Here is a 13,365-nt window from a genome sequence, read left to right on the forward strand (position 1 = left end):
TGCTTTCTGAGGCGGCAAAGGCGATGCGCATGAAGAAGCGGTTGGTCTGGCGGTCCCAGAACTGGTTGCTCTCGGCGATATTGGCATCCAGCGCCGCCAGCTCCGTCGTCACCGATGCCACGATCCCCGGCTTGTCTTCGCACGACAGGGTGAGGACGAAACCGTGCGCATAATCAGAGGGCTGACGGGTTACGGGCGAGGTGGGGGACTGATGATCCATCGGTTCAAACTCCAGGAAGCTCTTTGAGAAAACGGTCCAGTTCGTCATGCGGAATTCCAACCACATGTTCGGCTGCCGGATAGTTTTTTGCGTGCACGTCTGCGACAAACTCGGAAAAGGCTGCGACCCTTTCCTGCTGCAGGCGGTCATATTCGGCGGAAAAGTTGCGGTAGGTCTTGGCATGGCGCGGATAATGGCCGCGGTTCGATCCAAGAATATCCTCGGCGAAGAGATATTGCGCATCGCAGCCGGCGCCTGCGCCCATGGAAATCATGAACAGCGAGGTGCGCTCGGAAATGGCGGTTGCAACCGCCACCGGCACCACCTCGATCTCGGCGGCAAACGCCCCGGCCTCTTCCAGCGCCTTGGTCTGGCGCCAGATATCGAGCGCGCTTTGCGCCGTCTTGCCGACAGCTTTGAACCCGCCGGTCCAGGTCGCCTTTGAGGGGATCAGGCCAACATGGCCGCAGACAGGAATGCCTTCATCGCGCATGCGCCGGATCGTCGACAGGCTGGCCGCGCAATAGACCGCATCGCTGCCCGCGCGCAAGGCGGAAAAGGCGGCGCGCACATAATCCTCCGCCGTGACGAAATCGCCGTATTCAAGGCCGGGAATGGTGAAACAGGATGGCGCCGCATCGCGGAAAGCGGGAGAGAGCAGCGCCGGCGGCACGGAAAGAATATCGACCCGCGCGCGCTCGGCGGCCTCCGCTTCCTCAAGCGTTTCGACCCGCAGCATGGTCAACTGGCGACGACCTTTCATTGCAAGAATATCTGCCACCGTGGGGCGTTTGCTGGTCATGGTGTCTCCGTCCGTTTCAGGCTGCGAGCAGCGATTTGAGTTTGATGTCCGGCGCGGCGAGATGAGCCTGATCGGGACAGGCGCTGCGGGCAATCAGCATTTCCGCCAGCCGGATATCCCGGGCGACGCTGCTGCCGGGACCAATGCCGCTGGCAGCGACAAGGCGTCCATCCGCCGCGAGATGGAACAGGATGAACGCGCCGTCGCCGAGATCCCTGCGGATTGTCCGGGCACCTTCGTCGGCAAGCCCGGCCACCTGCAGCCCCAACTCATACTGATCGGACCAGAACCACGGAACGGCGAGATGCGGCTCGCAAAGCCCAAGCATGTTGCGGGCGGCCAGCGTGCCCTGTTCCTGCGCATTGCGCCATGCTTCCAGCCGCACCTGGCGACCGCCATAGAGGGCAAGCGGAAACGCACAGCAATCGCCGGCAGCAAAAATATCGGGGTCGCTCGTCTGCAGATGCGCATTGACGAGGATGCCATTGGCGGTTTCAAGATTGGCCGCCTCGGCGAGCGCCGTTACCGGCAGGGCGCCGATGCCGATGACGGCGAGGTCCGCTTCAAGCTTTTCACCATCGGCAAGCGTCATGGTGACGCCGGTTTCCCGGTCGGTGATCGCTGCAATGGCAACGCCGCAGCGAATGACAACGCCTTCCTGCTGATGGCGTTTTGCGATGATTGCGGCGATTTCCTCCGGTACGCCGCGCATCAGAATGCGCGCCTGGGTTTCGAGCACCGTCACCACGGCGCCGCGCTGGCGCGCACTGGCCGCAAGTTCAAGGCCGATGAAGCCGCCGCCGACAATGACAATGCGCGCGCCCGGCTGAAGCTGCGCTCGGATGGCCAGCGCGTCGTCATAGCTGCGCAGACAGGCGCAATGCCTGCTTGCCGCCGCCAGCGGCAGCGGGCGGGGGACGGCACCCGTCGCGAGCAGCAGCCGGTCATAGGCAAGACGATGGCCACCGGCGAAGATGACGTCCTTCGCTTCCCGGTCTATTCCAATCGCAGTCGTGCCGGCAACGAAACGGATATCCTGTTCGGCGAACCGGTCCTCTCCCGCGATGGTTCTGGCGAGGGGATGCTCCGGTGAAATCATGGTGTCCTTGGACAAAGGCGGCCGTTCATAGGGAAGGTGCTTTTCCGCGCCGATCAGCGTGACCGGCCCGGCATATCCGTTCTCCCGCAGCGCAAAGGCGGCGCGGGCGCCGCATTCGCCGCCGCCGATGATGACCATACCGGCGGTCATCGTCAGGAAGCCAGCTGGATGAGGACCTTGCCGGCCTCGACTTTCACCGGATAGGTCTTCAGGTTGACGCAGACCGGCGCGCCCTTGGCCTGGCCGGTCTTGTAGCTGAACCGGCCATTGTGCTTGGGGCACTCGATGATATCGTCCATGACAAGCCCGTCGGCCAGATGGACATGCTCATGGGTGCAAAGCCCGTCGGTGGCGAAGAATTCGTCATCGGGGCTGCGATAGATCGCAAAGGTCCGGCCCGCGTGGTCGAAACGCATGACATCTTCCTCATCGATATCATCCGCCGTGCAGGCCTCAATCCAGTCGCTCATGCTCTTTCCTCCCTTTGGCAGGAGCCGCACAGGCCCTGCTCATTGGTCTTCTTTGTAAGCAGTTTCTTACCAATTCTATTCCGCTGCAGCGCGGGCATCCTCGCCGTGGAATTCCTCGCGGTAGGGTTTTGCCGTCAACGGCAATTCACGCCTGAGGTAATAGTCTTCATTGCGCAACTGGCGCAGGAAGGCGGGGATCATCTCGCGGTAGCCGTCGAGGATGGATGAATTGGGAGCGGGCAGATCGTGCCTGATCATGGCATGCAGGCGTGGCAGCGCGTGATAGGGCACCATGGGAAACATGTGATGCTCGACGTGATAATTCATGTTCCAGTAGATGAAACGGCTGACCGGGTTCATCAGCACCGTGCGGCTGTTGAGCCGGTGATCGATGACATTGTCGGCAAGCCCGCCATGCTGGAGCAGACCGGTGAGGACATGATGCCACGCGCCATACAGGCGGGGCAGGCCGACCAGCATCAGCGGCAGGATCGAGCCTGTGTACACAGCCAGCGCGATGGTGACGGCATAGATCGCCAGCCAGATGCGGGCGAAGCGCACGACCTTGTGCTGCTCCTGCGCGGGAATGAAGCTCTTTTCCTTGGCGCTGACAAACCCGGCGGCATTGCGCAGCATATCCGCAACCGCATGCCATGCATCGAGAAGGCCGAAGAAATTCAGGATGAGGCGGACGAGATCGGGCGGGCGCATGACGGCAATCTCCGGGTCTCGGCCGACGATGACCGTGTCGGTGTGGTGACGCGCATGGCTCCAGCGCCAGGTCACCGGATTGCGCATGATCATGAAGCAGGCGATCTGATAGACCGCATCGTTCATCCAGCGGGTCTTGAAGGCGGTGCCGTGGCCGCATTCGTGCCAGCGCGAATCCGAGGCGGAACCGTAGAGCACGCCATAGGCGAGAAAGACGGGAACACACCAGATCGTGCCCCAGAGAACAATGCCCAGCCCGGCAAGGACAGCCATGCTGCCGAGCCAGATCGCCGTGTCGCGCATGGCCGGCCCGTCCTCGCGCCTCATCAGATCTTTTATGTCCTTGCGGGGAACGTCCGTGTGATACCACTCGGCGGCAGCCAGCCCGGTCTCGACAGCGCGCTGTGAATCGCGGCCGACAAGGCTGTAATCGCGTGATGCCGGTAATGCTGCGTCCATGGCAGGACCTCCCAATCCTTCGGCACGCACTTCAAACGCTGCGGCCCGATGGGAGAAGTGTAGCGATGGCAGGGGGCATGCTCAATTCGCGATGATAAAATCCTATCAATCTCCATCATTGGATGATACGGTTTATGATAGAATCTATCATTCGAGGCGATATGGCCAACAGACCGACAATTGCCGATCTTGCCCGGGTTTCCGGGGTCAGCGTGGCAACGGTGGACCGCGTGCTCAACAACCGCCTGCCCGTGCGCGAGGAAACGGCGCGGCGCGTCTATGACGCTGCCAACAGCATCGGCTATCACGCGGCGGGGCTGATCCGCCAGCGCATGCGGCAGGAACTGCCGGAATACAGGCTGGGTTTTCTCCTGCAGAAGTCCGGCCAGCATTTTTATCAGGATTTTGCCCGCGAAATCGATCAGGCGGTCAATGCCGCGCCGCATTTCCGCGGGGTGCCGGTCGTCGACTTCTGCCCGTCGCTGGCGCCGGAGGATATCATCGTCAAGCTGCGGTCTCTGGCCGGGCGCACGCAGTCGGTCGCGCTCGTTGCGCCGGACCATCCATCGATCACGGCCGTGATCGAAGAACTGAAGGCGAAGGGCATTGCCGTTTTCTCCCTGCTGTCCGACTTTGCCGCTGGCGTGCGCGAGGGCTATGTCGGCCTGAACAACCGCAAGGCGGGACGCACGGCGGCGTGGATGATCGCCAAAACGGCGCGCCGTCCGGGCAAGGTGGCGATCTTTGTCGGCAGTCACCGGTTTCAGGGGCATGAGCTGCGGGAAATCGGCTTCCGCTCGTTCTTTCGCGAAGAAGCGCCTGAGTTTACCGTGCTCGATACGCTGATCAATCTGGAGACACGGCAGATCACGCATGAAGCGATGCTCAATCTGCTGGAACACCATCCGGATCTGGCGGGATGTTATGTCGCCGGCGGCGGCATGGAAGGGGCGATCGCAGCCCTGCGCGAGAGCATTATGCCGGAACCGCCGGTGATGATCTGCAATGAAATCACGCCGGAATCGCGCGCGGCGCTGGCCGATAATGTCGTCACGATGGCCATTGCCACCCCGCTGCCGCGTCTCTGCCGTGAACTGGTGGAACTGATGGGGCATGCCATCGAAACCGGTGCGGCCAACACGCCGGGACAAACCTTTCTGCCCTTCGATATTTATCTACCTGAAAACATCTGAAACAACCGAATCTATCAGAGATGATAGTTTCTGCGGCGTCAGGGCGATTGACTGACCGCTGAATGGAACAGATGTTTCGCGCGGCGCCGGCATTGTGCTGGCATTTCATTCCTGGGAGGTTTTCCGATGAGCGCGACGCGTTCCGCACCGGTTTTTGCAATCAATCACATGGTCACGCCGGCGTTGCGGCCGCAGGCTTTCTTCCAGCTGGCGCGCGCCATCGGTGTGCAGGACGTGGAAATCCGCAACGATCTCACCGGCAATGCCGTTGTCGACGGAACGCCGGCGGCGGATATTCGGGCGCAGGCGGCGGAGGTCGGGGTGAAGATCGCGACGATCAATGCGTTGCAGCGCTTCAATGAATGGACGCCCGGGCGCGAAAAGGAAGCCATTGAACTCGCCGATTATGCCAGGGATGCAGGCGCGGCGGCTCTCGTTCTGGTACCGGTCAATGACGGGACCGGTCAGGAGGATGGCGCGCGGCAGGCCAATCTGCGTGCGGCGCTGACAGCGCTCAAGCCGATCCTGACGGCGCGGGGGCTTCTCGGGTTCGTCGAACCGCTCGGCTTTGAAATCTGTTCGCTGCGCTCAAAACGCGAGGCCGTCGAGGCCATCGAGGACATTGGCGGGCAGGACACGTTCCGGATCGTCCACGACACCTTCCACCACCATCTCGCCGGGGAACCGGCGCTTTTCCCACAATGGACCGGGCTGGTGCACATCTCGGGCGTCACCGATGCCGCCATTGCCATAAGCGACATGCGCGATTCCCACCGCGTTCTCGTCGATGTGCAGGACCGTCTCGGCAATATCGCCCAGATCCGCGCGCTTCTGGCCGGGGGCTATGCCGGGTTGTTCTCGTTCGAGCCGTTCGCCGAGGAGGTGCAGCGGTTGGACGATCCTGCGGAGGCGATCACGGCGAGCATGACTGCGGTAAGGAATGGTCTTGCTCAATCCTGATCGCTGACGACTGCCAAAAAGGTGGGCGCCGGGTTGAGCCGGCGCCGGTTTTCAAGGTTAGAAATTTCATCACTCTACGGGATGATCTGCGCACCCGCAGGCGGTTTGGCTGTGGGCTTGCTGTAGTCGGCGTTTGGTCCCGAGGGTGGGACAAGACTGTCATCTTCACCCCACGCTGTTGGTATCGCGGACAGCTTGAAGTTCAATTTGCCGCCGTCTCTGATCCTGTCGAGCGGCAGCCACAGGCCCTGATAGGGCGTGTCATTGAGCTTCATTTCATCGATGTACCGGACATTGTCGAGCATTGCGTCCTTGTCGGTTTTGATCAGCAGCTTTTTGCCATTGCCGAGCCAGACGGTGATACCTTGGAATTGCGGTGTGGACACTGCCAGTCCAGGCGCCGAGGGAATGACCGGGTAGAGCCCGAGCGCCGCCCAGACATACCATGCCGATGTCGCTCCCATGTCATCATTGCCGGGCAATCCGCCGGGGGCAGTAGAGAAGTTCTTGTTCATGATCACCGGGATGACGTACTGCGCATATTTCGGTGCAGCCGCCCAATTATAGGCCCATGGTGTCTGAAATGCCGGTTCATTCCCGATATAATAACCTGCTGATTCTTGGCCTCCGTTCAGGTTTCTTTGGGAAGGTTCACGGCTTACATCGTTGAACGAGGTGAGTGCTGGGATGGAAAACAGTTTGTTCAGCCGTGCGATAGCCGCGGCCTTGCCGCCGAGCTTGTCAATGAGCGCGGTCCAGTCGTGAGCAAATGCCCAGATGTAATTTCCCTCCGTCGATTCATGGAAACTGCCGTTTTGCCATTGGCCGGTCTTATCCTTGGCGCTCAGTGTCTTTTCGCTTGTATCAAAAATGTTCAGCCAGTTTGAGGCGCGTTTGAACAGAGCCTGAATGGTGTCCGGCTTGACACCTGCCGACGCGGGCAGACTGGCAAGGAAAGCAGCGGCGGATCGATCGCTGGTTGTCATTTCAATAGTGGCCGAAGATGCATTCCACGCCGCGGCTGCATCGGTAGCGATGTAGCCAAGTTTGAGATAGTCCGGCAAGGCGGGCAGATTGGCATTGCGCCCGACGCTGAGCTTGTCATTGCAGGCGCTTTGGGAATCGAACGTGGATTGCTCCATGTATTTGCGCGCTTTGGCCAGGTCGAAATTCCGCGCCCCGAACAGGTAGGTGCCGGCGATGACGTTGAGGGCGTGATCGCCCTGCATGGGGATGGTGTCCTCGCTGCCATTTACCCAATGCGGAAATGCGCCGCATTGCTGCGCATCTGCAACGAGCGACTGCATCATCTCGCTGGCCTCATCCGGAGCGATAAGAGCTACCAGTTGCGTGGCAGAACGGTAGGTGTCCCACATGGAGAAACCGGAGTAGTGCGTCTTGTAGCCGCTTTCCTTCCCGTCCAGTGTGAATTTGTAATTGGCCACGTTCTCTGTTGTGCGGTCAGGCAGAGTGTCGATTGCCGGAAAAGGTGCCGTCTGTTTCATGCTGCGGTAGTCGCCGTTGACATCGCTGAAAACGGTGGGTCCGCTGTAAACGCGATAGAACGCCGTATAGAATTTCGTCAGATTGGTCTTGATAGCCGGCTGTTTGTCCGATGGAAGCTTTGCTTGTTCCTCCGCTTTGGCCAGACTGATCTGGATGGTATTCAGGCGCTTGTTCCAGATGGCGTCTGATTGCTGCCTGACAGTATCGAATAACCAGCCATTGTTTTCGGCCTCAAGATTCTTCCTGGCATTGTCAGCACTGACTGATGAAATGCCGATTTTGACCTGGACGGTTTTATCGGTATCGGTCAGATCGAATTGCAGAGTGGCCAAACCGTCTTTGACCGAAGATGTGTTTTTCAAGGGTTTGTCGAAGACGGCATGGAAATAGACGGGCTGATCCCATGTTCCGTCACAGAAACTCCCGGCGAAAGCCTTGCCGGAGATGAATTTTTTATCCTCACCCAAGGTGACCGTGGCAAGATTGGCAAGCTTGTTCTTGGCTCTCTCTTTTGCTCTGCCGTTGAGCGCGGCATCGATGACGAGGAAAGCCTTATCCTTGTTGGCGTAGGAGAAACGCGCCATGCCGGTTCTCGTCGTCGCGGTCAGTTCGCTGAGGATGTTGTTGAACTTGACCCGGTAGTAGCCGGGTTGCGCCGATTCATCGGTGTGGCTGTATCTTGCGCCGGCGGTTGATATCGGGCTGGCTGTTTCCTGCGGCAGCATGGCGACCGCGCTCTGACTGCGACAACCGGGGCCGTTCAGATGCGTCATGCTGAAATATTGGATCGCCACATCGTCGTAATAATACCCGCCTGATCCCTCGCCAAACTCGCCGCCGCTGCCCTTCGTGTCCGGTCCGAAGCTGACCATGCCGAAGGGTGTCTGCGCGCCGGGATTGACGTTGCCGGAATGACCGCCGCCGCTGTCGGTTTTGGTCGTGCCAATGAAGAGATTGACAAACGGGGTCAGCGCCATATCCGATCGTGGTTGCAGGGCATCAAGCGAGTCTTCCAATGTAGCCAGGCGTGAATTGAAATCCCTGATTTCACCGTTGCTGCTTCTCTTCAGCGTTTCAATCGCGATTGAGAGACTGACGATCTGGTCTGTCAGCGCTGTAATCGTGGCGACATCGGCTTTGATTTTCACTGCTTCCAGCAGTTGCCGGATTGTATCATTCGTTGATGCGAGAACGGCGCGGTCTCCCTCGAATTTGGTACTGGCGGCAACCAGATCAACTTTGAGTTTTTTAAAGTCGCCAGTCACACCCTCAAGCCGAGTGCGGTCGGCCGCCGCAAGTTGGGGATCAGCCTGCAAAGCGCTGATACGCTGTTGCAGATTGTCTGCAGCTGTTATCAGCGGGTTAAATCTGGACGAGCTGATATCCCCCAGTTTCAGTGCAAGCGCGGCGGCATCGTCTTCCGCCTGCGGGAGATTGAATCGCCGCAATTTGGTAAGGTCGTTTTCTGTCTTCGCTGCGGTTATGCCGGCTTCCAAAGTCTTCAGGGTTTGCTGGACCTCGCCAAGCGTTACTCGCAAAGCCGCAATGTCGGCATCGCCCTGAGCTTGTTTGACCTGTACTGCTTGGCTGATTGTGTCCGACGGTTGAGATACCTGCGTGTTCAGGTCCTTGGTTGCTCCGTCGAACGTTCCCTGTGATGCCGCAGTGTCCTTGTTATCCGAGCCGGTACAACCCACCAATGCCACGCAGCTGAACAAGCCCGCAATAAGCGGTGCCTTTAGTCTCATAATGTCCTCCCCAAAATTTTTTGTCGTTGAAAATGGAATGCAGCTACAAATGTCGCCGCCGCTGGCAAGCCTCGCCCAAATCAACCCCTCCAAAGTCGATTTAAAACGATTGAAAGTGATAATTTTATCAATTCAGGATGCGGGTCAATTATCAATAAGTCTGAAGAATACCTGATGTGAGGGTAAAAACCGGCGTTGAAGACAGGCAATCCGGTTGCGCAGCTGTGCAAAATTTACCCCTCAATTATTGCCCGGTTTTCACGAACCCCGCTTGACGCCTTCTTGAGAAAATGGAATAAATATTTCAGAAACTGGATGCGACGGTTTTTATATTCCGTATGACAAGTCCAGAAAAGTTTGCGCGACGTTTCGCGCACTCTAGGGGCAGAGGCATCGCTGGCAGCAGGGGTTGCGTGGCTACGATGCCGACGTTCGCGGAGCTTCCGGATCAGGACGGTGTGGCCGGGCACCATGTGGAGGAGACGAAATGAAAAAACTGATATTGAGCGTGGCTGTTGCAGCCTTGATGAGCACGTCGGCATTGGCCGCCAATATTGGCGTGTCGATGGCGCAGTTCGACGACAACTTCCTGACGGTCCTGCGCAATGGCATGCAGGACTATGCCAAGACGCTGGATGGCGTGAAGCTGCAGGTGGAAGACGCGCAGAACGATGTTGCCAAGCAGCAGAGCCAGATCCAGAACTTTATCGCCTCGAAGGTCGATGCCATCATCGTCAACGCGGTGGATACGGACGCGACGGCCGCCATGTCGAAGCTGGCGACCGCAGCGGGCATTCCGCTGGTCTACGTCAACCGCGAGCCGGTCAACGTCAACGAACTGCCGGCAAAACAGGCCTTTGTTGCATCCAACGAAGTCGAGTCCGGCACGCTGGAAACCAAGGAAGTCTGCAAGCTCCTGAAGGGCAAGGGCAAAGTCGTTGTCATGATGGGCGAGCTGTCCAACCAGGCGGCGCGCCAGCGCACGAAGGACATTCACGACGTGATCGCCACCGACGAATGCAAGGGCCTTACCATCGTCGAGGAGCAGACCGCCAACTGGTCGCGCACCCAGGGTGCCGACCTCATGACCAACTGGCTCTCCGCCGGTCTGGAATTCGATGCCGTCATTTCCAACAATGACGAAATGGCCATCGGCGCGATCCAGGCCCTCAAGGCCGCCGGACGCAAGATGGACACGGTTGTCGTGGCCGGTGTCGACGCGACGCAGGATGCGCTCGCTGCCATGGCTGCCGGTGATCTCCGCGTGACCGTGTTCCAGAATGCCGCCGGTCAGGGCAAGGGTGCGGTCGACGCCGCATTGAAGCTGTCGAAGGGCGAAAAGGTTGAGACCAAGGTCTACATTCCTTTCGAGCTGGTGACGCCGGACAATCTGTCGAAGTACCAGTCCAAGAACTAAGGCATAGCGCCTTGCACAGGGACGCGCCTCCGGGCGCGTTCCAGCCTTTGCTCAATGTCTCGGGAGGAGACGATTATGGCAGTCAGCCCAACAACGATGGCTGCGGTTCGCGCCAGTGGTGCGGTGCCGAACGCCGAATATCTGTTGAATGTTGAAAATATCCGCAAGGAATTTCCCGGTGTCTTGGCGCTGGACGATGTGTCGTTCCGTCTGAAGCGCGGGACAGTACACGCGCTGATGGGCGAGAACGGCGCCGGCAAATCCACGCTGATGAAGATCCTGGCTGGAATATATGTTCCAGATCAGGGCGAGGTGTTTCTCAAGGGGCTGCCGATCCGGCTGAAATCGCCGCTCGATGCGCTGGAGAACGGCATTGCCATGATCCATCAGGAACTGAACCTGATGCCTTTCATGACGGTGGCCGAAAATATCTGGATCCGGCGCGAGCCGAAGAATATGTTCGGCTTTGTCGATCACGGCAAGATGTTCGCGATGACCGCCGAGCTGTTCAAGCGGCTGAACATCGCGCTTGATCCGGAAGCGCAGGTGCGGGACCTGAGCGTCGCCAACCGGCAGATGGTCGAGATCGCCAAGGCGGTGTCCTACGAATCCGACGTGCTGATCATGGATGAGCCGACCTCGGCGCTGACCGAGCGCGAGGTGGCGCATCTGTTCGAGATCATCCGCAGCCTGCGCAGCCAGGGCATCGGCATTGTCTACATCACCCACAAGATGAACGAGCTGTTCGAGATCGCCGACGAATTCTCGGTGTTCCGCGATGGCCGTTATATCGGCACGCATGCATCCACCGACGTGACGCGCGACGACATCATCAAGATGATGGTCGGGCGCGAGATCACCCAGATGTTTCCCAAGGAGATCGTGCCGATCGGCGATGTCGTCCTGTCGGTGAAAGACCTCGCGCTGAAGAATGTGTTCAGCGGCGTTTCCTTCGATGTGCGGGCCGGCGAAATTCTCGGCATTGCCGGGCTGGTCGGGTCGGGCCGCTCCAATGTCGCCGAAACCATATTCGGCGTGACACCCGCCACGACGGGCTCGATTGCCATCAACGGCAAGCCGGTTGCCATCGCCTCGCCGAACCAGGCGATTCAGCATGGCATGGCCTTCATCACCGAAGACCGCAAGGAAACCGGCTGCCTGCTCATTCTCGACGTACTGGAGAACATGCAGATCGCCGTGCTGCAGGACCGGTTCGTCAAATTCGGCTTTGTTTCGGAAAAGGGCATTGCCGCGGCCTGCAAGGTGATGAGCGACAAGCTGCGGGTCAAGACGCCCAATCTGCAGGAGCGTGTCGAAAATCTTTCCGGCGGCAACCAGCAGAAGGTGCTGATCGGCCGCTGGCTGCTGACCAATCCGAAAATTCTCATTCTCGATGAACCGACGCGCGGCATCGATGTCGGCGCCAAGGCGGAAATCCACCGCCTCGTTTCCGAACTCGCCAAGCAGGGTGTTGCCGTCATCATGATCTCGTCGGAAATGCCCGAGGTTCTCGGCATGAGCGACCGCATCATGGTGATGCACGAGGGCCGCGTCACCGGTTTTCTGGATCGGGAAGAGGCAACCCAGGTAAAAGTCATGGAGCTGGCTTCCAAGTGAAGCCGCTGCCGGACGGGGAGGAACAACAATGACAAGCGAACAAGCAACCGCAAAGGCAGCCGCACCGGCGGTCTCGAAGCAGGGGCGCCGGCTGCCGCCGGAGGTCAGCATCCTCCTGGTCCTGATCGGCATTGCCCTGATCTATGAAGTGCTCGGCTGGATTTTCGTCGGGCAGAGCTTTCTGATGAACCAGCAGCGCCTGACCATCATCATCCTGCAGGTGTCCGTCATCGGCATTATCGCTGTTGGCGTGACGCAGGTCATCATAACAGGCGGCATCGATCTGTCATCGGGCTCCGTCGTCGGCATGACGGCGATGATTGCCGCGAGTTTTGCGCAGGCCTCGACCTGGGCAAGACCCGTCTATCCCAGCCTGACGGATCTGCCGTTCATCGTCCCTCTGATCGTCGGTCTCGGCATTGGTCTGCTTGCTGGTATCGTCAATGGAGCGCTGATCGCACAGACCAAGATTCCGCCGTTCATCGCGACGCTCGGCATGATGGTGTCGGCGCGCGGCGTTGCCAAATGGTACACCAAGGGATCGCCGGTTTCAGGGCTCACCGACCAGTTCAATTTCATCGGCACTGGTATCTGGCCGGTGGTGGTGTTCCTCGTCGTTGCTTTCATTTTCCACATCGCGCTGCGTTATACGCGCTACGGCAAATTCACCTATGCCATCGGCGCCAACGTACAGGCGGCGCGCGTCTCCGGCATCAATGTCGAGCGGCATCTGATCAAGGTCTATGCCATCGCCGGTGTGCTGGCGGGTCTTGCCGGTATTGTTACCGCAGCCCGTGCCCAGACGGCACAGTCTGGCATGGGTGTTACGTATGAGCTTGATGCGATTGCGGCTGCTGTTATCGGCGGGACGTCGCTCACCGGCGGCGTGGGACGGATCACCGGAACGGTCATCGGAGCCATCATTCTGGGCGTGATGATATCAGGTTTCACCTTCCTGCGGGTGGATGCCTATTATCAGGAAATCATCAAGGGCGTGATTATCGTTGCAGCCGTTGTGGTAGACGTCTATCGCCAGAAGAAGAGAAAAGTTTAAAGGTCTATGGCTTGCATCCGCATCGTGCGTGGTTCGACAAGCTCACCATGAGGGAGAGTGGTGCTGCAAGGCTAACCGGAAATATTGCAGGATCTAGTTCCCTGCAATC

At 59.1% G+C, this 13,365-nt stretch carries 11 protein-coding genes; 5 read left to right on the forward strand and 6 right to left on the reverse strand.

All coding sequences use genetic code 11. The features are described from left to right. The 5 genes from RDL77_RS09405 to RDL77_RS09425 form a co-directional block, all read right to left on the reverse strand. Window positions 1-220 (reverse strand): ACT domain-containing protein (locus tag RDL77_RS09405; RefSeq protein WP_288192625.1); only part of this gene is annotated, 220 nt, incomplete at its 3' end. Window positions 221-224: 4 nt separating this feature from the next. After that, the gene (locus tag RDL77_RS09410; RefSeq protein WP_288192626.1) at window positions 225-1,022 is read right to left on the reverse strand and encodes a 3-methyl-2-oxobutanoate hydroxymethyltransferase; all 798 of its coding nucleotides are present in this window, start codon (window positions 1,020-1,022) and stop codon (window positions 225-227) included. A gap of 16 nt (window positions 1,023-1,038) precedes the next feature. Beyond that, the gene (locus tag RDL77_RS09415; protein ID WP_288192627.1) at window positions 1,039-2,271 is read right to left on the reverse strand and encodes an NAD(P)/FAD-dependent oxidoreductase; all 1,233 of its coding nucleotides are present in this window, start codon (window positions 2,269-2,271) and stop codon (window positions 1,039-1,041) included. A 2-nt stretch (window positions 2,272-2,273) separates the two neighbouring features. Continuing rightward, the gene (locus tag RDL77_RS09420; protein WP_223612486.1) at window positions 2,274-2,591 is read right to left on the reverse strand and encodes a MocE family 2Fe-2S type ferredoxin; all 318 of its coding nucleotides are present in this window, start codon (window positions 2,589-2,591) and stop codon (window positions 2,274-2,276) included. Between the two features lie 75 nt (window positions 2,592-2,666). Then, window positions 2,667-3,761: a fatty acid desaturase family protein gene (locus RDL77_RS09425; RefSeq protein WP_288192628.1), complete on the reverse strand. Its 1,095-nt coding sequence runs from the start codon at window positions 3,759-3,761 to the stop codon at window positions 2,667-2,669. Window positions 3,762-3,922: 161 nt separating this feature from the next. Between RDL77_RS09425 and RDL77_RS09430 the strand changes: the two genes are divergently transcribed. Next, a complete protein-coding gene (locus RDL77_RS09430) occupies window positions 3,923-4,954 on the forward strand; it encodes a LacI family DNA-binding transcriptional regulator (RefSeq protein WP_288192629.1) in 1,032 nt (343 codons plus the stop codon). 126 nt (window positions 4,955-5,080) lie between these two features. After that, window positions 5,081-5,914, forward strand: a complete 834-nt coding sequence (locus RDL77_RS09435; RefSeq protein WP_288192630.1) for a TIM barrel protein — start codon at window positions 5,081-5,083, stop codon at window positions 5,912-5,914. Between the two features lie 74 nt (window positions 5,915-5,988). On the opposite strand, the gene RDL77_RS09440 is transcribed toward RDL77_RS09435, so the two are convergent. Further along, window positions 5,989-9,261 carry a GH92 family glycosyl hydrolase gene (locus RDL77_RS09440; RefSeq protein WP_288192631.1) on the reverse strand — a complete coding sequence of 1,091 codons (3,273 nt, stop codon included), beginning with the start codon at window positions 9,259-9,261 and terminating at the stop codon, window positions 5,989-5,991. Window positions 9,262-9,655: 394 nt separating this feature from the next. Between RDL77_RS09440 and RDL77_RS09445 the strand changes: the two genes are divergently transcribed. The 3 genes from RDL77_RS09445 to RDL77_RS09455 all read left to right on the forward strand — a co-directional run bounded on the left by RDL77_RS09445 (window position 9,656) and on the right by RDL77_RS09455 (window position 13,256). Beyond that, window positions 9,656-10,585 (forward strand): sugar ABC transporter substrate-binding protein, encoded by a 930-nt coding sequence (locus RDL77_RS09445; protein ID WP_223612491.1) that lies wholly within the window; start codon window positions 9,656-9,658, stop codon window positions 10,583-10,585. A gap of 75 nt (window positions 10,586-10,660) precedes the next feature. Continuing rightward, on the forward strand, window positions 10,661-12,202 hold the full coding sequence (locus RDL77_RS09450) for a sugar ABC transporter ATP-binding protein (protein WP_288192632.1): 1,542 nt from the start codon (window positions 10,661-10,663) through the stop codon (window positions 12,200-12,202). A gap of 28 nt (window positions 12,203-12,230) precedes the next feature. Then, window positions 12,231-13,256, forward strand: a complete 1,026-nt coding sequence (locus tag RDL77_RS09455) for an ABC transporter permease (protein WP_223612493.1) — start codon at window positions 12,231-12,233, stop codon at window positions 13,254-13,256. Window positions 13,257-13,365 lie beyond the last annotated feature (109 nt).

Origin of the sequence: uncultured Phyllobacterium sp., from assembly GCF_902479695.1 — a bacterium.
GTDB lineage: Bacteria > Pseudomonadota > Alphaproteobacteria > Rhizobiales > Rhizobiaceae > Phyllobacterium > Phyllobacterium calauticae.

Excerpts from the sequence above, each read along its gene's own strand:
- RDL77_RS09410 (WP_288192626.1), bottom strand. The coding sequence starts at position 1,022 with ATGACCAGCAAACGCCCCACGGTGGCAGATATTCTTGCAATGAAAGGT.
- RDL77_RS09415 (WP_288192627.1), bottom strand. The coding sequence starts at position 2,271 with ATGACCGCCGGTATGGTCATCATCGGCGGCGGCGAATGCGGCGCCCGC.
- RDL77_RS09420 (WP_223612486.1), bottom strand. The coding sequence starts at position 2,591 with ATGAGCGACTGGATTGAGGCCTGCACGGCGGATGATATCGATGAGGAA.
- RDL77_RS09425 (WP_288192628.1), bottom strand. The coding sequence starts at position 3,761 with ATGGACGCAGCATTACCGGCATCACGCGATTACAGCCTTGTCGGCCGC.
- RDL77_RS09430 (WP_288192629.1), top strand. The coding sequence starts at position 3,923 with ATGGCCAACAGACCGACAATTGCCGATCTTGCCCGGGTTTCCGGGGTC.
- RDL77_RS09435 (WP_288192630.1), top strand. The coding sequence starts at position 5,081 with ATGAGCGCGACGCGTTCCGCACCGGTTTTTGCAATCAATCACATGGTC.
- RDL77_RS09445 (WP_223612491.1), top strand. The coding sequence starts at position 9,656 with ATGAAAAAACTGATATTGAGCGTGGCTGTTGCAGCCTTGATGAGCACG.
- RDL77_RS09450 (WP_288192632.1), top strand. The coding sequence starts at position 10,661 with ATGGCAGTCAGCCCAACAACGATGGCTGCGGTTCGCGCCAGTGGTGCG.
- RDL77_RS09455 (WP_223612493.1), top strand. The coding sequence starts at position 12,231 with ATGACAAGCGAACAAGCAACCGCAAAGGCAGCCGCACCGGCGGTCTCG.